The sequence below is a fragment of the Pseudomonas haemolytica genome (assembly GCF_009659625.1).
GTDB classification, from domain to species: Bacteria; Pseudomonadota; Gammaproteobacteria; order Pseudomonadales; family Pseudomonadaceae; genus Aquipseudomonas; species Aquipseudomonas haemolytica.
Genome location: NZ_VOIW01000001.1, coordinates 582,326 through 599,235, shown reverse-complemented (window position 1 = coordinate 599,235; position 16,910 = coordinate 582,326). Strand labels below are relative to the sequence as shown.

General features: G+C 59.6%; 17 protein-coding genes. 9 read left to right on the top strand and 8 right to left on the bottom strand.

From position 1 onward, the window contains the following. Window positions 1-229 precede the first annotated feature (229 nt). On the bottom strand, window positions 230-937 hold the full coding sequence (locus tag FRT59_RS02710) for a tellurite resistance TerB family protein (RefSeq protein WP_153870340.1): 708 nt from the start codon (window positions 935-937) through the stop codon (window positions 230-232). A gap of 304 nt (window positions 938-1,241) precedes the next feature. On the opposite strand from FRT59_RS02710, the gene FRT59_RS02705 reads away from it, so the two are divergent. Next, window positions 1,242-2,867 carry a glucan biosynthesis protein D gene (locus FRT59_RS02705; protein WP_153837596.1) on the top strand — a complete coding sequence of 542 codons (1,626 nt, stop codon included), beginning with the start codon at window positions 1,242-1,244 and terminating at the stop codon, window positions 2,865-2,867. Between the two features lie 54 nt (window positions 2,868-2,921). Here FRT59_RS02705 and FRT59_RS02700 read toward each other — a convergent pair whose 3' ends face one another. From FRT59_RS02700 to FRT59_RS02690, 3 genes are all read right to left on the bottom strand, one after another. After that, window positions 2,922-3,107 carry a hypothetical protein gene (locus tag FRT59_RS02700; RefSeq protein ID WP_153837595.1) on the bottom strand — a complete coding sequence of 62 codons (186 nt, stop codon included), beginning with the start codon at window positions 3,105-3,107 and terminating at the stop codon, window positions 2,922-2,924. A gap of 337 nt (window positions 3,108-3,444) precedes the next feature. Continuing rightward, entirely contained in the window at window positions 3,445-4,551 is a 1,107-nt protein-coding gene (locus FRT59_RS02695) for an NADH:flavin oxidoreductase/NADH oxidase (protein WP_153870339.1), read from the bottom strand. A gap of 126 nt (window positions 4,552-4,677) precedes the next feature. Then, a complete protein-coding gene (locus FRT59_RS02690) occupies window positions 4,678-6,579 on the bottom strand; it encodes a potassium transporter Kup (RefSeq protein ID WP_034118398.1) in 1,902 nt (633 codons plus the stop codon). Window positions 6,580-6,868: 289 nt separating this feature from the next. Between FRT59_RS02690 and rimO the strand changes: the two genes are divergently transcribed. The 5 genes from rimO to tsaA all read left to right on the top strand — a co-directional run bounded on the left by rimO (window position 6,869) and on the right by tsaA (window position 10,801). Continuing rightward, the gene (rimO, locus tag FRT59_RS02685) at window positions 6,869-8,209 is read left to right on the top strand and encodes a 30S ribosomal protein S12 methylthiotransferase RimO (protein WP_003231334.1); all 1,341 of its coding nucleotides are present in this window, start codon (window positions 6,869-6,871) and stop codon (window positions 8,207-8,209) included. Between the two features lie 106 nt (window positions 8,210-8,315). Beyond that, on the top strand, window positions 8,316-8,789 hold the full coding sequence (locus FRT59_RS02680; protein WP_153839800.1) for a GNAT family N-acetyltransferase: 474 nt from the start codon (window positions 8,316-8,318) through the stop codon (window positions 8,787-8,789). 71 nt (window positions 8,790-8,860) lie between these two features. Beyond that, window positions 8,861-9,571: an rRNA pseudouridine synthase gene (locus FRT59_RS02675; protein ID WP_034118395.1), complete on the top strand. Its 711-nt coding sequence runs from the start codon at window positions 8,861-8,863 to the stop codon at window positions 9,569-9,571. A 69-nt stretch (window positions 9,572-9,640) separates the two neighbouring features. Further along, window positions 9,641-10,102, top strand: coding sequence for a YehS family protein (locus tag FRT59_RS02670; RefSeq protein ID WP_034118394.1), 462 nt, complete (start codon window positions 9,641-9,643; stop codon window positions 10,100-10,102). 3 nt (window positions 10,103-10,105) lie between these two features. Further along, window positions 10,106-10,801, top strand: coding sequence for a tRNA (N6-threonylcarbamoyladenosine(37)-N6)-methyltransferase TrmO (tsaA, locus tag FRT59_RS02665; protein WP_153870338.1), 696 nt, complete (start codon window positions 10,106-10,108; stop codon window positions 10,799-10,801). Window positions 10,802-10,952: 151 nt separating this feature from the next. On the opposite strand, the gene fpr is transcribed toward tsaA, so the two are convergent. Beyond that, window positions 10,953-11,732: a ferredoxin-NADP reductase gene (gene fpr, locus FRT59_RS02660; protein ID WP_003189055.1), complete on the bottom strand. Its 780-nt coding sequence runs from the start codon at window positions 11,730-11,732 to the stop codon at window positions 10,953-10,955. A gap of 124 nt (window positions 11,733-11,856) precedes the next feature. Between fpr and FRT59_RS02655 the strand changes: the two genes are divergently transcribed. After that, the gene (locus tag FRT59_RS02655) at window positions 11,857-12,783 is read left to right on the top strand and encodes a LysR family transcriptional regulator (RefSeq protein ID WP_010212678.1); all 927 of its coding nucleotides are present in this window, start codon (window positions 11,857-11,859) and stop codon (window positions 12,781-12,783) included. A 3-nt stretch (window positions 12,784-12,786) separates the two neighbouring features. Here the strand turns inward: FRT59_RS02655 and FRT59_RS02650 are convergent, their stop codons facing one another. The 3 genes from FRT59_RS02650 to FRT59_RS02640 form a co-directional block, all read right to left on the bottom strand. Continuing rightward, window positions 12,787-13,149 carry a diacylglycerol kinase gene (locus tag FRT59_RS02650; protein WP_019817716.1) on the bottom strand — a complete coding sequence of 121 codons (363 nt, stop codon included), beginning with the start codon at window positions 13,147-13,149 and terminating at the stop codon, window positions 12,787-12,789. 75 nt (window positions 13,150-13,224) lie between these two features. Further along, window positions 13,225-13,875: a response regulator transcription factor ErdR gene (gene erdR / locus FRT59_RS02645; RefSeq protein ID WP_003189050.1), complete on the bottom strand. Its 651-nt coding sequence runs from the start codon at window positions 13,873-13,875 to the stop codon at window positions 13,225-13,227. A gap of 253 nt (window positions 13,876-14,128) precedes the next feature. Continuing rightward, window positions 14,129-14,848, bottom strand: coding sequence for a tRNA-uridine aminocarboxypropyltransferase (locus FRT59_RS02640; protein WP_153870337.1), 720 nt, complete (start codon window positions 14,846-14,848; stop codon window positions 14,129-14,131). A gap of 179 nt (window positions 14,849-15,027) precedes the next feature. Here FRT59_RS02640 and FRT59_RS02635 point away from each other — a divergent pair, with 179 nt between their 5' ends. Both FRT59_RS02635 and FRT59_RS02630 read left to right on the top strand, forming a co-directional pair. Continuing rightward, window positions 15,028-15,462 (top strand): PA3611 family quorum-sensing-regulated virulence factor, encoded by a 435-nt coding sequence (locus FRT59_RS02635; RefSeq protein ID WP_153870336.1) that lies wholly within the window; start codon window positions 15,028-15,030, stop codon window positions 15,460-15,462. A 293-nt stretch (window positions 15,463-15,755) separates the two neighbouring features. Continuing rightward, window positions 15,756-16,868 (top strand): LOG family protein, encoded by a 1,113-nt coding sequence (locus FRT59_RS02630; RefSeq protein ID WP_153870335.1) that lies wholly within the window; start codon window positions 15,756-15,758, stop codon window positions 16,866-16,868. The last annotated feature ends 42 nt before the right edge of the window (window positions 16,869-16,910 follow it).

The following is a 16,910-nucleotide window of genomic DNA, read 5'->3' as shown; positions in this document are numbered from 1 at the left end:
GAACAGGATGTTGGATCAGACGGGGTGCATATCCGTTATTCAGGTAGCGGCTGCTTATGGTTCCGCCCTTACGGCGGGCCACTTTCGAAGAGCCGGAATACCGGCCCAGGCGAAAGTAACCAAACCGCTCTCGCCCCACCACTCGGCACCTTGCCTAGGCTCAAAAGCAGATCAAGAGCAGCTCGCTCCGCATCGTGATTACGAGGGAGAGCGGTGTCGATAGCCATACTTATGCGTTAAGCCGCACCTGTTTTTCCAGCTCCAGCTTCAAACCTGGCTCAAGTTTCAGTTGGCGGGCCAACTCGTCCAGGTAGGCCTTTTCCATGAAGTTTTCCTCGTCCACCAGCATCACGCTGGCGATGTACATTTCGGCGGCCATTTCCGGGGTGCTGGCGGCGCGTGCGACGTCGGCGGGGTCCAGGGGTTTGTTGAGTTCGCCGTGCAGCCAGTGTTGCAGTTCCTGGTCGTTGTCCAGCTTGGTGAATTCCCCTTCGATCAACGCACGCTCGCGCTCGTCCACATGCCCGTCTGCCTTGGCGGCTGCCACCAGCGCCTTGAGGATGCCCTGGCTGTGTTGCTCGACCTGGGCCGGTGGCAGGCGGTCGATGGTTTGCGGTTCGCCTTGGGGGGCGCTGGCCTGCTGGGCTTGCCAGTTACCATAGGCCTTGTAGGCGATCACGCCCAGTGCAGCCAGGCCGCCGTAGGTCAGGGCCTTGCCGCCGAATTTGCGCGCCTTCTTGTTGCCCAGAAGCAGGCCCATGGCCCCAGCCGCCAGGGCGCCGCCGCCGGCACCGCCGAGCATGCTGCCGAGCCCGCCACCGCCGAGCAAGCCGCCGAGGGCGCCTTTGTCATTGGACTTACGTTGGCCGCCAGCCTTGTTTTGCAACATGTCCTGGCCAGATTTGAGCAACTGATCGAGCAATCCACGGGTATTCATTCGTAGCCTCCAGACACTTGGGTTCATAGGACCAATAGGCCTCCAGCGTAAAACTAAGTGCCAAAAAGCCGCGATCTAGAGTGCTTCCAGATGTAACGTTCTACTGCCATGCTGGAAATGTCTTGTTGCACATGTGACGCCATCATCCCGCCATCAATCATTTTTCCTTGTTCATCGAACCGCTTAAGCTATCCGGCGTCTGTTTATTGTCCGTTGCGTTTGGCCGAAGGCATGTCCGAACCGTTATTTCTGATCCGCTACGTGCCAGGAACGGCGCGGGATTTGCTCACGACAGGTTGTCTCTATGCACCGCAGGAATTTGCTCAAAGCATCCATGGCCATTGCGGCTTACACCGGTTTGTCGGCCAGTGGCCTGCTGGCCGCGCAGGCTTGGGCCGGAAATCGTGCCGCCGATGGCAAGGCCGTGGCGTTCGATTTCGAATCGCTCAAGGCGCAAGCCAAGCAATTGGCCACTCGGGGCTATCAGGACACTAAGCAGGTGCTGCCACCGACCCTGGCCACCATGACCCCGCAGAATTTCAACGCCATCGGCTATGACGGCAACCATTCGTTGTGGAAGGAGTTGAACGGCCAACTGGACGTGCAGTTTTTCCACGTCGGCATGGGCTTCAAGACACCGGTGCGCATGCACAGCGTCGATCCCAAGACCCGTGAAGCCCGCGAGGTGCATTTCCGCCCTTCGCTGTTCAACTATGAAAAAACCACAGTGGACACCCAGCAACTGACCGGCGACCTGGGTTTCTCCGGCTTCAAGCTGTTCAAGGCGCCGGAGCTGGACCGTCATGACGTGCTGTCGTTTCTCGGCGCCAGCTACTTCCGCGCAGTAGACTCCACCGGCCAATACGGCCTGTCGGCCCGTGGCCTGGCAATTGATACCTACGCGAAAAAACGCGAGGAATTCCCCGATTTCACGCAGTTCTGGTTCGAAACCCCGGACAAGAACGCCACCCGCTTTGTGGTCTACGCCCTGCTCGACTCGCCAAGCGCGACCGGCGCCTACCGCTTTGATATCGACTGCCAGGCCAACCAAGTGGTGATGGCAATCGATGCGCACATCAATGCGCGTACCGCCATCGAACAACTGGGCATCGCGCCGATGACCAGCATGTTCAGCTGCGGCACCCATGAGCGGCGTATGTGCGACACCATCCACCCGCAGATCCACGATTCGGACCGCCTGGCCATGTGGCGTGGCAACGGCGAGTGGATCTGCCGCCCGCTGAACAACCCGGCCAAGCTGCAATTCAATGCATTCGCCGACACCGACCCCAAAGGCTTTGGCTTGGTGCAGACCGACCATGAGTTCGCCAGCTATCAGGACACGGTCGACTGGTACAGCAAGCGCCCTAGCCTGTGGGTTGAACCTACCACGGCGTGGGGCGAAGGCTCGATCGACCTGCTGGAAATCCCCACCACTGGCGAAACCCTGGACAATATCGTGGCCTTCTGGACCCCGAAGAAGCCCGTGGCCGCCGGTGATTCCCTCAACTACGGCTACAAGCTGTACTGGAGCGCCCTACCGCCAGTCAGCACACCGCTGGCGCAGGTCGACGCGACACGTTCAGGCATGGGCGGCTTTACCGAAGGTTGGGCCCCCGGCGAACATTACCCGAAAGTCTGGGCGCGGCGTTTCGCCGTAGACTTCAAGGGCGGCGGCCTGGATCGCCTGCCACCGGGTACCGGCATCGAACCGGTAGTGACCTGCTCCCATGGCGAGGTGAAAGATTTCAGCGTGCTGGTGCTGGACAACATCAAGGGCTATCGCATCCTGTTCGATTGGTACCCTACCAGCGACAGTGTGGAACCCGTGGAACTGCGCCTGTTCATTCGCACACAGGACCGCACCTTGAGCGAAACCTGGCTCTATCAATACTTCCCGCCCGCGCCGGAGCAACGTAAGTACACCTGACGCCAACCAAACGGATCATTCCCACGCGGGAACGTGGGAATGATCGTATATGACTCAAAACCGCGACACGCTCTTCATCGCCCCAATCAGATAGCGCATCGCCACCTGATCGTTCTCGGTCAGCGCCCGGTACTGCGCCAGCAGCTCCACTTCATCTGAACTCAACCTTCGCCCCCGCAAGGGCATCCGGCGGCTAAGGAAAGACGCCACTACACCCGCTACGCCATAGGATTTGGCCATGGACCGTTTACTCCTGATGTCAGTCAAAACTCCTGTTGCCCATTTCCCATCTCCCGTGAAGCGCATTGCCTCTGCGGACCAGCAGCCTGCCTCCCTGGGCCAGAAGTCGGGCTTACCCTAAGCGTAGAAACTATCTCGTCCCGCGTGGGATTTTTTTAGAGTATTAACTTAAATAAATAACCTCAGTCATAAAAACCTACAGTTATTACTCACGCAGTGGTCGATACAGGTGAATGCCACAGGGTGCCTGCGCAAACAGTGCGGGATGGGGTTGCTGTAACGCGAGCAAGAAAAAACCCACCGTTTCAGGGTGGGTTTTTCAGGATGCTGCGCAAGATCAATCCCTGAGGTCCGACTCATGGATGGGCTGATCCCTGTGGGTCGCCCGTTGATACTGCGCCGGCCAGATTGCCTTGCGCCCGCCCAGGTCATCGTCGGCATGCAGCGGCCAGTAAGGATCACGCAGCAGTTCACGGGCCAGGAAGATAATGTCGGCCTGGCAGGTACGCAGGATATGCTCGGCCTGGGCCGGCTCGGTGATCATGCCGACCGTGCCGGTGGCGATGCCCGACTCCTTGCGTACCCGTTCGGCGAAGCGTGTCTGGTAGCCGGGGCCGGTGGGGATCTCGGCATTGGCAGCGGTGCCACCAGAGGACACATCGATCAGGTCAACGCCCAAGTCTTTCAGGCGGCGCGCCAATTCCACGGTTTCATCCGGGTTCCAGCCGTCTTCCACCCAATCGGTGGCCGATACCCGCACAAACAGAGGCAGCTCCTGGGGCCAGGCGGCGCGCACGGCCTTGGTCACCTCCAGCACCAGGCGAATACGGTTTTCGAACGAGCCTCCGTATTGATCCTGGCGCTGGTTGCTGATCGGCGAAAGAAACTGATGCAGCAGGTAACCATGGGCCGCATGGATTTCCACCACTTCAAAACCTGCGGTCAAGGCGCGCTTGGCGGCGGCGACGAAGTCGGCGATCACTTGCTGGATCTGCCCTTCGTCCAGTGGCTTGGGCTGGGTGTGGTTAGGGTCGAAGGCAATCGGCGATGGGCCGACGGGCACCCAGCCGCCCTCTTGCGGCTTGACGCTGCCATGCTTGCCGATCCATGGCCGATAGGTACTGGCCTTGCGCCCGGCATGGGCCAGTTGAATACCCGCCACTGCCCCCTGGGCGGCGATAAAGCGCGTGATGCGCTGCAGTGGTTCGATCTGGGCGTCGTTCCACAAGCCCAAATCCTGGGCGGTGATACGCCCATCGGCAGTCACGGCGGTGGCTTCAGTGAAAATCAGCCCGGCGCCCCCCACGGCGCGGCTGCCGAGATGCACCAGGTGCCAGTCATTGGCCAGGCCATCGTCACTTGAGTATTGGCACATCGGCGAGACCGCGATGCGGTTGAGCAGGGTCAATTGGCGCAGGGTATAGGGTTCGAGCAGCTGACTCATGGCGCACCTCTTCTGGGTTCTATGGGCACTGTTCAACAGTGCTTAGAGCCTAGTCGACAACCTTCGATTGCACAGGGTTCAGAAAGGAAAGCGGGAGCCGATTGCCGGCTCCCGTGGTGCAGCGCCTTACATTTCGACCTGGGTGCCCAGTTCGATCACACGGTTTACCGGCAGCTTGAAAAAGCGCAGGTTGCCGTTGGCGTTCTTCAACATGAAGGCGAACAAGGCTTCGCGCCAGCGCGCCATGCCCTTGATGCGCGAGGCGATCACCGTTTCACGGCTGAGGAAATAGGTGGTACGCATGGGGCTGAAGTCCAAGTCATCCAGGTGGCACAGCTTCAGCGCCTCGGGCACGTCCGGCTCGTCGGTAAAGCCGAAGTGCAGGATCACCCGGAAGAAGCCTTCGCCATAGGAGTCCACCTCAAAGCGCCGTGCGGCAGGCACCCGTGGAATGTCCTCGTAGACCACTGTCAGCAGCACCACTTGCTCGTGCAGCACCTGGTTATGCAGCAGGTTGTGCAACAGCGCGTGGGGGACGGCGTCCGGGCGAGCGGTCAGGAACACGGCGGTGCCCTGCACCCGATGGGGCGGCTGCACGCGGATACTGTTGATAAAGATCGGCAACGGCAGGCCGCCCTCATCGAGGCGTTCGACCAGCAATTGCTTGCCGCGCTTCCAAGTGGTCATCAGCACGAACAACACGATCCCCGCGAGTACCGGGAAGGCGCCGCCCTGAATCACCTTGGGCACGTTGGCGGCAAAGAACAGGCCGTCCACCAACAGGCAGCAGAGCAACACCGGCACGGCCAGCACTGGTGGCCATTTCCACAGCAGCAGCATGACCGCCGACACCAGGATGGTGGTCATCAGCATGGTGCCCGTTACGGCTACGCCGTAGGCCGAGGCCAGGGCGCCGGAGGATTCGAAGCCCAGCACCAGCAGGATCACGCCCACCATCAGCGACCAGTTCACGGCGCCGATGTAGATCTGGCCCTGCTCGGCACTGGAGGTGTGCTGGATATGCATGCGCGGGATGTAACCCAACTGGATGGCCTGGCGGGTCAACGAGAACGCACCGGAGATCACCGCCTGAGACGCGATCACCGTGGCCAGTGTGGACAAGCCCACCAACGGGATCAGCGCCCAACTCGGCGCCAGCAGATAGAACGGGTTGCGTGCGGCTTCCGGATCGCCCAACAGCATCGCGCCCTGGCCGAAATAGTTGAGCACCAGCGCCGGCAGCACCAGCAAGAACCAGGCGCGGGCAATGGGTTTGCGACCGAAGTGGCCCATGTCGGCATACAGCGCTTCGGCGCCGGTCAATGCCAACACCACCGCGCCGAGGATCGCCACGCCAATGCCGGGGTGCACCATAAAGAAACGCACGCCCCATACCGGGTTCAGCGCATTCAGCACTTCGGGCTGTTGCAGGATGCCGTACACACCCAGGCCACCCAACACCAGGAACCAGGTGACCATCACCGGGCCGAACAGCTTGCCGATACGATCGGTGCCGTGCTTCTGGATCAGGAACAGCGCCACCAGCACAATCAACGCAATCGGCACCACCCATTTTTCCAGACCGTCGAACGCCAGCTCCAAGCCTTCGATGGCGGACAAAACGGAAATTGCCGGGGTGATCATGCTGTCGCCATAGAACAGCGCTGCGCCACACAGGCCGCACACCACCAGGAAACTGCGCAATTTCGCGCGCTCCCCGGCCGCTCGCCGCGCCAACGCTGTGAGCGCCATGATGCCGCCCTCGCCCTGGTTATCGGCGCGCAGCACGAACAGCATGTACTTGATCGATACCACCCAGATCAGCGACCAAAAAATCAGCGCCAGGATCCCCAAGACACCGTCATGGTTGACCTGCACCCCATAACCGCCGTTGAACACCTCTTTAAGGGTGTAGAGCGGGCTGGTCCCGATATCGCCATAAACCACCCCGACCGCTGCCACCAGCATGCCAATCGGCTTGGCGTTTGAATGCTCGGCACCTGCTGCCTGACTACTTGCCTGACCCATCAACCACTCCTGCCCTTTGACCTGAGGTCTTTTATAAACAGCACGTCTAAGCTGACCCTAGCATGCGCTGTTTTACTTCTCGTAACAGACGTTTTATTGACCCAAGGGCTTTACCCATGCGCAACGGCGCGAAGCATAGCGCAGCACTCGTCGCATTTCCCTGCATAAAGCTGGTCAAGTGCGTTGCCCGTCGCTAGAATTGCGCACTTTTTGATCAGAGGCGCACCAAGCGCCCGTCCGTTGCCTTGTCGTGCACGACCGGCAGCGTCATTCAATACCGAGGTTAGACATGTCCACCACCATCGCAAAAGCCAACCCCAAGGTTGGCTTTGTTTCCCTGGGTTGCCCGAAGGCCCTGGTCGACTCCGAGCGCATCCTCACGCAATTGCGGATGGAAGGCTATGACGTCGTGTCCACTTACCAGGACGCCGATGTGGTGGTGGTCAACACCTGCGGCTTCATCGATTCGGCAAAAGCTGAGTCTTTGGAAGTGATCGGTGAAGCCATCAAGGAAAACGGCAAGGTCATCGTCACCGGCTGCATGGGTGTGGAAGAAGGCAATATCCGCAACGTGCACCCGAGTGTGCTGGCCGTGACCGGCCCGCAGCAGTACGAGCAGGTGGTCAACGCCGTGCACGAAGTGGTGCCGCCTCGCCAGGACCACAACCCGCTGATCGACCTGGTGCCGCCCCAAGGCATCAAGCTGACTCCGCGCCACTACGCGTACCTGAAGATTTCCGAAGGCTGCAACCACAGTTGCAGCTTCTGCATCATTCCGTCGATGCGCGGCAAGCTGGTGAGCCGCCCGGTCGGTGACGTACTCGACGAGGCCCAGCGCCTGGTCAAGTCCGGCGTCAAGGAGTTGCTGGTGATCTCCCAAGACACCAGCGCCTACGGCGTCGACGTGAAATACCGCACTGGTTTCTGGAACGGCGCGCCGGTGAAAACCCGCATGACCGAACTCTGCGAAGCGCTGAGCAGCCTGGGCGTGTGGGTGCGCCTGCACTACGTTTACCCATACCCGCACGTGGACGAGCTGATCCCGCTGATGGCCGCCGGCAAGATCCTGCCGTACCTGGACATCCCGTTCCAGCACGCCAGCCCGAAAGTACTCAAGGCGATGAAACGCCCGGCCTTCGAAGACAAGACCCTGGCACGCATCAAGAACTGGCGCGAGATCTGCCCGGAACTGATCATCCGTTCCACCTTTATCGTCGGCTTCCCCGGCGAAACCGAAGAAGACTTCCAGTACCTGCTGGATTGGCTGACCGAAGCGCAGCTGGATCGCGTCGGGTGCTTCCAGTACTCACCGGTGGAAGGCGCCCCAGCCAACCTGCTGGACCTGGCGGTGGTGCCGGACGACGTCAAGCAGGACCGTTGGGAGCGTTTCATGGCGCACCAACAGGCGATCAGCTCGGCGCGCCTGCAACTGCGTATCGGCAAGGAAATCGAAGTGCTGATCGATGAAGTCGACGAGCAAGGCGCGGTTGGCCGCTGTTTCTTCGATGCCCCGGAAATCGACGGTAACGTGTTTATCGACGATGCCAGCGGCTTGAAGCCGGGCGACAAGGTCTGGTGCACCGTGACCGACGCCGACGAGTACGACTTGTGGGCTGAAAAGCGCGACTGATAGCGTTTGCGTAATTTTGAAAAAGCCTCGCCTCTGACAAGATGCGGGGCTTTTTTCGGTCTATCGTTTTGCCCATCAACGCCAATTACGGCAAGGGGCAGCGGGCATGCGTCAGCATTCGGTTATCCACACACCTAAAACCAGCGATTACACGCGCTTGGCGCAGATCTGGGAAGACTCGGTACGCGCCACCCACGATTTTCTGCCGGGCAGCTATATCGACTTGCTGAAAAACCTGGTGCTGACTCGCTACCTGGACGCCGTGATGCTGATCTGCACCAAGGACTCACGCCAGCACATCACCGGGTTCGCCGGGGTGGCAGCGGGCAAAGTGGAGATGCTGTTTATCGACCCGCAACACCGTGGCCAGGGCCTGGGGCGGCAACTGCTGCGCTATGCGATCGAACATATGAATGCCGATGAGCTGGACGTCAACGAACAGAACCCCCAGGCCCTGGGTTTCTACTTCAAGCAAGGCTTCGAAGTGATCGGGCGCACGGAGCATGATGGCCTTGGCCAGCCTTACCCGTTGCTGCATATGCGATTGCGCCAGCTGCAACAACAGGCGCGCCAGGGTTAAATGAAATGGGCTCGGGATTAACCGGCGCCAGGCAGGTACAATAGCTGCCCCCTTTTGTTACGGCCCTTGTCATGACTGACCCCATACGCCTCTCCAAACGCCTTATCGAACTGGTCGGTTGCTCCCGTCGGGAGGCCGAGCTGTTTATCGAAGGCGGCTGGGTCTCGGTGGACGGCGAAGTGATCGACGAGCCGCAGTTCAAGGTCACTACGGAGAAAGTCGAGCTCGACCCGCAGGCCAAAGCCACCGCGCCCGAGCCGGTGACCATCCTGCTGCACGCACCGGTGGGTGTGGATGCTGAAACCGCCATGGCCTCGATCAGCGCCGAGACCTTGTCCGAAGAACACCGCTTCAGCAAGCGCCCGCTCAAGGGGCACTTTCTGCGCCTGACCGCCAGCGCCGACCTGCAAGCCAAGGCCAGCGGCCTGCTGGTGTTCACCCAGGACTGGAAGATTCTGCGCAAGTTGACTGCCGATGCCGCCAAGATCGAGCAGGAATATGTGGTGGAAGTCGAAGGCGACATGGTTGCCCACGGCCTCAACCGCCTGAACCACGGCCTGACCTACAAAGGCAAAGAGCTGCCGGCCGTCAAAGCCAGCTGGCAGAACGAAAACCGCCTGCGCTTTGCGATGAAAAACCCGCAACCCGGCGTGATCGCGCTGTTCTGCGAAGCGGTTGGCCTGAAAGTCATCGCCATCCGCCGTATCCGCATCGGCGGCGTTTCCATCGGCAAGGTGCCAGTGGGCCAATGGCGCTACTTGTCCGCCAAAGAGAAGTTCTAAGTCGTTCCCCCTTTCTCGGCACCGACATAGTTGCGCGGTGCCCTCAGTTGAATACCAGGATTGCCCACCATGATTCACAACGACGTACTGCGCAGCGTGCGCTACATGCTCGACATCAGCGACAACAAGATGGTCGAGATCATCAAGCTCGGCGGCATGGACGTGACCAAGGAAGACCTGCTGACCTACCTCAAGAAAGATGAGGAAGAAGGTTTTGTGTTCTGCCCGGACGACGTCATGGCGCACTTCCTCGATGGCTTGGTGATCTTCAAGCGCGGCAAGGACGAAAGCCGTCCGCCGCAGCCGATCGAAACGCCGGTGACCAACAACATCATCCTGAAAAAACTGCGCGTGGCCTTCGAACTGAAGGAGGACGACATGCATGCGATCCTCAAGGCTGCGGAGTTCCCGGTATCCAAGCCTGAGCTGAGCGCACTGTTCCGTAAGTTCGGCCACACCAACTATCGTCCGTGCGGCGACCAGTTGCTGCGCAACTTCCTCAAGGGCCTGACGCTGCGGGTTCGCGCTTAAGCCATGAGTTATCAGGTCTCGCCCGTCGGCTTCGTACGCTCCTGCTTCAAGGAGAAGTTCGCCATCCCACGCCAACCGCAACTGGCGCCAGCCGCCCGCGGTGTGCTGGAGCTGGTGGCGCCGTTCGACCAGGGCGAGGCGGTGCAGGGCTTGGAGCAGGTCAGCCATGTGTGGCTGCTGTTCCTGTTCCATCAGGCTCTGGAAGACAAGCCGCGCCTGAAAGTGCGCCCGCCGCGCCTGGGCGGCAACACCTCCATGGGCGTGTTTGCCACCCGCGCCACCCATCGCCCCAACGGCATTGGCCAGTCGGTGGTGAAGTTGGACAAGGTGGAACCTGGGCGGCTGTGGATATCCGGGATTGATCTGCTTGACGGCACGCCAGTGTTGGATATCAAGCCGTATGTGCCGTATGCCGACATTATCGACAGCGCCACCAACAGCATCGCCAGCAGCGCGCCGCAGCTGATTGCTGTGCAGTGGCTCAAGACAGCGCTGCAACAGGCGCAAGGCCACGCTCAGCGCCTGGATGAGCCGTTGGTGGAACTGATTGAGCAATGTTTGGCGCAGGATCCGCGGCCGGCTTACCAGGTTCCTACTTCCGAACGGGAATATGGGGCGCAATTCTGGGATGTGGATGTGCGCTGGCACTATCCAGAACCCGGGATGATCTGTGTGCTGGAAGTGGTTTGCGCTAACTGAATAAACCGGAAACCAAATGTGGGAGGGGGCTTGCTCCCGATGGGGGTGATTCAGTCAACTTACATGTCGACTGACCCACCCCCATCGGGAGCAAGCCCCCTCCCACATTCAGATCTTCTGTGTTGCCCAGTCAGCGCATGGACTGACTGCTTTACTTCTCGACGAACGCACGCTCGATCAAGTAATCACCCGGCTCACGCATCCGTGGCGAAACTTTCAGGCCGAAGCTGTTCAACACTTCGCTGGTCTCGTCCAGCATGCTTGGGCTGCCGCACAACATGGCACGGTCGTCTTCGGGGTTGATCGGCGGCAGGCCGATGTCGCTGAACAGCTTGCCGCTGCGCATCAGGTCGGTCAGGCGGCCTTCGTTTTCGAACGGCTCGCGGGTCACGGTCGGGTAGTAGATCAACTTGTCACGCAGGGCCTCGCCGAAGAATTCATTCTGCGGCAGGTGCTCGGTGATGAATTCGCGGTAGGCAACTTCGTTGACGTAACGCACGCCGTGGCACAGGATCACTTTTTCGAAACGCTCATAGGTTTCCGGGTCCTGGATCACGCTCATGAATGGGGCGAGGCCAGTACCGGTGCTGAGCAGGTACAGGTGTTTGCCCGGCTTCAAATCGTCAAGCACCAGGGTGCCTGTCGGTTTTTTGCTGATGATGATCTCGTCGCCTTCCTTCAAGTGCTGCAATTGGGAAGTCAGCGGGCCATCGGGCACCTTGATGCTGAAGAACTCCAGATGCTCTTCCCAGTTCGGGCTGGCAATCGAGTAAGCGCGCATGAGCGGGCGGCCGTTGGGCTGTTGCAGGCCGATCATCACGAACTGACCGTTCTCGAAGCGCAAGCCCGGGTCGCGGGTGCACTTGAAGCTGAACAGAGTGTCGTTCCAGTGATGAACACTGAGGACACGCTCGTGGTTCATGTTGCTCATGTACGGGGAACTCCTGGAAATGGGTCTGCGCCAAATGATAGGTGCGCAATTGCACAGCATTCTAATGGCGGCGACAATATCTGTTAACTGGATTATTAAGATAAGGGTTATCGGTTATATCGATATGCGATTTACTCTCCGTCAACTGCAAGTCTTCGTCGCCGTCGCCCAGCAAGAAAGCGTCTCCCGCGCTGCTGGCCTTCTGGCCTTATCCCAATCCGCCGCCAGCACGTCGATCACCGAGCTGGAGCGCCAATCCAGCTGCCAATTATTCGACCGCGCCGGCAAACGCCTGAGCCTCAACGCCCTCGGCCATCAGCTATTGCCCCAGGCCGTGGCCCTGCTCGACCAGGCCAAGGAGATCGAGGACCTGCTCAACGGCAAGTCCGGCTTCGGCTCCCTGGCGGTCGGCGCCACCCTGACCATCGGCAATTACCTGGCGACGCTGCTCATTGGCAGCTTTATGCAGCAACACCCCGAGAGCCAAGTGAAGCTACATGTGCAGAACACTGCACATATCGTGCATCAGGTAGCGCACTACGAAATTGACCTGGGTCTAATCGAAGGCGACTGCAGCCACCCGGATATCGAAGTGCAGACCTGGGTAGAAGACGAGTTGGTAGTGTTTTGTGCACCCCAGCATCACTTGGCCAAGCGTGGCGTGGCGAGCATGGACGAATTGACCCATGAAGCGTGGATACTGCGGGAACAAGGCTCGGGCACGCGCCTGACCTTTGACCAGGCCATGCGTCATCACCGCAGCGCGTTGAATATCCGCCTGGAGCTGGAACACACCGAGGCAATCAAGCGGGCGGTGGAGTCGGGGCTGGGGATTGGCTGCATTTCGCGGCTGGCGCTACGCGATGCGTTCCGCCGTGGCAGCCTGGTGCCGGTGGAAACCCCGGACCTGGACCTGGCCCGGCAGTTCTACTTCATCTGGCATAAACAGAAGTACCAGACCTCGGCGATGCGCGAGTTTCTCGAACTGTGCCGCGCCTTCACCGCCGGGGTGCAGCGCAGCGACGAGATCGTGCTGCCGAGCATCGCCTGATCCTCAGATCAGAATCACGGCCCATACCAGGGTGATCATGGTCAGGGCCACGAATTGCGCGGCGCTGCCCATGTCCTTGGCGTTTTTTGACAAAGGGTGACGGTCCAGGGAGATGCGATCGATCGCTGCTTCTACCGCTGAGTTGAGCAATTCGACGATCAAGGCCAACAGGCACACCGCAATCAGCAGCGCCCGTTCAACCCGACTGACCTGCAGGAAAAAGCTCACTGGGATCAGGATAACGTTCAGCAACACCAGTTGGCGGAACGCCGCCTCGCCGGTGAAAGCCGCGCGCAGACCATCCAGGGAATAGCCCCCTGCATTGAAGATACGTTTGATACCGGTTTGACCCTTGAAAGGCGACATAGACGTAGGCAACTGAACCAAAGAAGTGGGGAAGCTAGATCACGCAAAGTCAAAAAAGCGTGAATCGGTTGTAACTTAATGCTGCGAAATTGACTCAAGTTGTTGCAAGAGCAGCGCCGCCTGGGTGCGCGTACGAACCCCCAGCTTGCGAAAGATCGCCGTGACGTGAGCCTTGATGGTCGCTTCCGACACGCTCAGCTCGTAGGCTATCTGCTTGTTCAACAACCCCTCGCAGACCATGGTCAGAACCCGGAACTGCTGGGGCGTCAGGCTGGCGAGACCGTCACGGGCAGCCTTGGCTTCATCGGACACATTGATTTCTTCAAACGCCTGGGGCGGCCACGACACATCGCCATCCAACACCGTGCGCACGGCTTTCTGGATATCTTCCATCGCGCTGGACTTGGGAATGAAACCGCTGGCACCAAACTCCTTGGAGCGCACCACCACGTCGGCTTCTTCCTGGGCCGAAACCATTACCACAGGGATCTGCGGGTATTGCCCGCGCAGCAGCACCAGCCCGGAGAAGCCGTAGGCGCCGGGCATGTTCAGGTCGAGCAGTACCAGGTCCCAGTCGGATTTTTCGGTGAGGCGGGCTTCCAGTTCGGCGATGCTGGCCACTTCGACCAGGCGTACATCAGGGCCCAGGCCCAGGGTTACCGCCTGATGCAGTGCGCTGCGAAACAGCGGGTGATCATCGGCTATCAGGATTTCGTATGTGGCCATTGGTTAAATGATCCTGTTTTTTATGGGAGCCCTGATGGGTTCAGGGTTCACCAATACACGAGGCGACGGCCAGGCAGCTATCGCCACAGGGCCCGCTCAACGTCAAAAAGCCTTTGAAACGACGTCGAGAATTCACGGTTGCGCCCCAATCGGCGCCCAGCATGCCCAGCGCAGCCTGGAGGGTCAAGCACTACGCCCGTGGGCATTTTAGCGGGTTGCAAGTTTACGGTGCCATCATGCAAACGTCGTCTGGCTAGACTGCCGGGATATAGGGTGCGAGGCGCGCATGAACAGCGTCAGTCGGGTCCAGAGGCATTTGGAACTTGGCAGCCAGGTAATGGGTGCTGAATACATCGAGGTAGGCATCCAACACTTCGCTGGCAGCCACGTCTGCGGCCAACTCCAGACACAGTGCCGCCACCTCGGCTGTACAGAAATGGTCATCACGCTTGGAACGGCGCAGTTTGTAGCGCGACAACTGCTCTGGCGCCAGGCTCAGCACCGGCAAATGCTCCAGATAAGGGCTTTTGCGAAACATCTTGCGCGCTTCGCTCCAGGTACCGTCCAGCAGGATAAACAGCGGACGCTTGCCCGCCTCCGCACGGACTTGACTGACCACCCTTTCCGGCGCCACGAACTCACCGGGGAAGACGATGTATGGCTGCCACTGCGGGTCGGCCAGCAACCTGAGCAATTCGGGATCGACCTCGGTACGCGACCAGGCGAATGCAGTGGTGTCGTCAATTACATCGGCGATCAGCCAACCAGTGTTGCTGGGTTTCATCGGTTCAACATCATGCATCAGCAGGCACATGGCGGACCTGGCCGCAACTTTGGGTCTCCACGCGCACAAACAGTATTCGGGAATTACCCGACAGCCGGGGCAGCGCTCAGCTCGGGAACCACGATTTAGAAACGGCCTGACGGCACGCGCCAAGCGCTCAGTGCGCAAGCGAGAAACAGCGTGACTCATCGGGCACGCGGCGAGGAAAAGGTAATCGACACGGAAGAAACTCGTGGAAAACAGAAGTGACGGCAGTTTACCAGCGATACGCCTGGCTGTAGTGGCAAGGGCTCACCTATAATTGCGCGCCACTGAACGCACAGCGCAGTGGCTGGTCTATGCACCAGTAACCGAATCAGGAGAGTTTCATGCTGCGTTCCATGCTGCGCCTTGTTGCCCCATCCGTCGCCCTTGCGTTGGTATTGCCTATGGGCGCCCACGCGGCCTCGCTGCTGGAGGCTCAAATGAACAGGAAGCTGCAAAGCGTCGCGGCCGAAAGCAACAAGGACCTGCCCCGGGAAATCGATGAAAAAACCCTGGAAGTCGCCTACACCGTTGAAGGCATGCAACTGATTGACCATCTCAGTGTGCAGCCTGATCGCGCCGAACAGATGCGTGCCAACCCCAAGGCTGTGTATTTCCAGCTGGGCCGCAGTGTGTGTACCAACCCTGGCTACCGCGAGCTGATGGCCAAGGGCGCGGTGATGCGCTACGAAATCACCGAGAACAAGACCAACCGCCCTGTAGCGTCAGTCAAGTTCGTTGAGGCTGATTGCCCGGCTCCGGCAAAGAAGAAAAAGTAACCTCTGCTTGACCTTCGCGCGCTGCCGTTCAGCGGCGCGCACTCCCCCGCTTCATTTCCTGCCAACGACTAAACTCCGTGATGAGTAACCAATAAGCGGTTGCCAGCCAAGGGTTTTTCGGCCCATGATCAAGCCATCCCATACGCCCGCCCACAGCAGTTTGAATGCTGTTCTGTAACACTTTCAAGGCAAAAGAGGCCTGCCATCCTGCGGCATGCAGCGACACATGCAGTGTCGTGGCCCCGACGACGCTCTCGTCGACTACCCAGGCCCTGTAAAGAAGGAGAAGTTGAATGCCTTATGAATCGAATGACCAGTTACTTCGTCATTTTGAAGAAAACGGGACCGATCTCACGCAGGAGGTCGACGCACAAATCCAGCTGGTCGCTCCAAACAGTCCGAATATCCCTCTTTATCGCGACATGATTCTCACCGTCCTGCGCATGGCCCAGGATGACCGCGACCGCTGGAACGCCAAGATAACCCTGCGCGCCATCCGCGAACTGGACCATGCCTTTCGTGTGCTGGAACAGTTCAGGGGTCGGCGCAAGGTGACGGTATTTGGCTCAGCTCGCACGCCCGTGGAAAGCCCACTGTATGCGTTAGCCCGAGAAGTGGGTGCTGCGTTGGCGCGTTCCGACCTGATGGTTATCACCGGCGGCGGCGGTGGCATCATGGCCGCAGCCCACGAAGGCGCGGGCCTGGAGCACAGCCTGGGGTTCAACATTACGCTGCCGTTTGAACAGCACGCCAACCCGACCATTGATGGCACTGACAACCTGCTGTCGTTCCACTTCTTCTTTACCCGAAAGCTGTTCTTCGTCAAGGAGGCCGACGCGCTGGTGTTGTGCCCAGGTGGTTTCGGCACCCTCGACGAGGCACTGGAAGTCCTGACCCTGATCCAGACCGGCAAGAGCCCGCTGGTACCAGTGGTGTTGCTGGATGCGCCGGGCGGTGGTTTCTGGCAAGGCGCCCTGGACTTTATCCGCAGCCAGTTGGAAGCCAATCGCTACATCCTGCCCACCGACCTCAAGCTGATCCGCCTGGTCTACAGCGCCGAAGAAGCAGTCGACGAAATCAACCAGTTTTACGCCAACTTCCACTCCACACGCTGGTTGAAACGCGAGTTCGTGGTGCGCATGCATCATCCTCTGAGTGATAGCGCCCTGGCCCACTTGCAGGAAGAGTTTGCCAGCCTGCGACTCAATGGTGAATTCCAGCAACTCGTCTATACGGGCGAGGATCATGACGAACCGAGGTTCAGCCATTTGACACGCCTGGTGTTCAACTTCAACGGCCGCGACCAAGGGCGACTGCGGGAATTGGTGGATTACATCAACCTGCCGGAAAACTGGGCACAGGCCCAGGGCAAAACGCAGCAACGGGTGACGCCAGAGCCCGCGTGATTTTTTGCAGGCGAAAAAAAAGGCCCACTATTTTCATAGTGG

Excerpts from the sequence above, each read along its gene's own strand:
- FRT59_RS02635 (WP_153870336.1), top strand. The coding sequence starts at position 15,028 with ATGCTGCGTTCCATGCTGCGCCTTGTTGCCCCATCCGTCGCCCTTGCG.
- FRT59_RS02710 (WP_153870340.1), bottom strand. The coding sequence starts at position 937 with ATGAATACCCGTGGATTGCTCGATCAGTTGCTCAAATCTGGCCAGGAC.
- FRT59_RS02655 (WP_010212678.1), top strand. The coding sequence starts at position 11,857 with ATGCGATTTACTCTCCGTCAACTGCAAGTCTTCGTCGCCGTCGCCCAG.
- erdR (WP_003189050.1), bottom strand. The coding sequence starts at position 13,875 with ATGGCCACATACGAAATCCTGATAGCCGATGATCACCCGCTGTTTCGC.
- FRT59_RS02640 (WP_153870337.1), bottom strand. The coding sequence starts at position 14,848 with ATGAGTCACGCTGTTTCTCGCTTGCGCACTGAGCGCTTGGCGCGTGCC.
- FRT59_RS02670 (WP_034118394.1), top strand. The coding sequence starts at position 9,641 with ATGATTCACAACGACGTACTGCGCAGCGTGCGCTACATGCTCGACATC.
- FRT59_RS02700 (WP_153837595.1), bottom strand. The coding sequence starts at position 3,107 with ATGGCCAAATCCTATGGCGTAGCGGGTGTAGTGGCGTCTTTCCTTAGC.
- FRT59_RS02690 (WP_034118398.1), bottom strand. The coding sequence starts at position 6,579 with ATGGGTCAGGCAAGTAGTCAGGCAGCAGGTGCCGAGCATTCAAACGCC.
- FRT59_RS02675 (WP_034118395.1), top strand. The coding sequence starts at position 8,861 with ATGACTGACCCCATACGCCTCTCCAAACGCCTTATCGAACTGGTCGGT.
- rimO (WP_003231334.1), top strand. The coding sequence starts at position 6,869 with ATGTCCACCACCATCGCAAAAGCCAACCCCAAGGTTGGCTTTGTTTCC.
- FRT59_RS02680 (WP_153839800.1), top strand. The coding sequence starts at position 8,316 with ATGCGTCAGCATTCGGTTATCCACACACCTAAAACCAGCGATTACACG.
- FRT59_RS02695 (WP_153870339.1), bottom strand. The coding sequence starts at position 4,551 with ATGAGTCAGCTGCTCGAACCCTATACCCTGCGCCAATTGACCCTGCTC.
- FRT59_RS02650 (WP_019817716.1), bottom strand. The coding sequence starts at position 13,149 with ATGTCGCCTTTCAAGGGTCAAACCGGTATCAAACGTATCTTCAATGCA.
- FRT59_RS02630 (WP_153870335.1), top strand. The coding sequence starts at position 15,756 with ATGCCTTATGAATCGAATGACCAGTTACTTCGTCATTTTGAAGAAAAC.
- fpr (WP_003189055.1), bottom strand. The coding sequence starts at position 11,732 with ATGAGCAACATGAACCACGAGCGTGTCCTCAGTGTTCATCACTGGAAC.
- tsaA (WP_153870338.1), top strand. The coding sequence starts at position 10,106 with ATGAGTTATCAGGTCTCGCCCGTCGGCTTCGTACGCTCCTGCTTCAAG.
- FRT59_RS02705 (WP_153837596.1), top strand. The coding sequence starts at position 1,242 with ATGCACCGCAGGAATTTGCTCAAAGCATCCATGGCCATTGCGGCTTAC.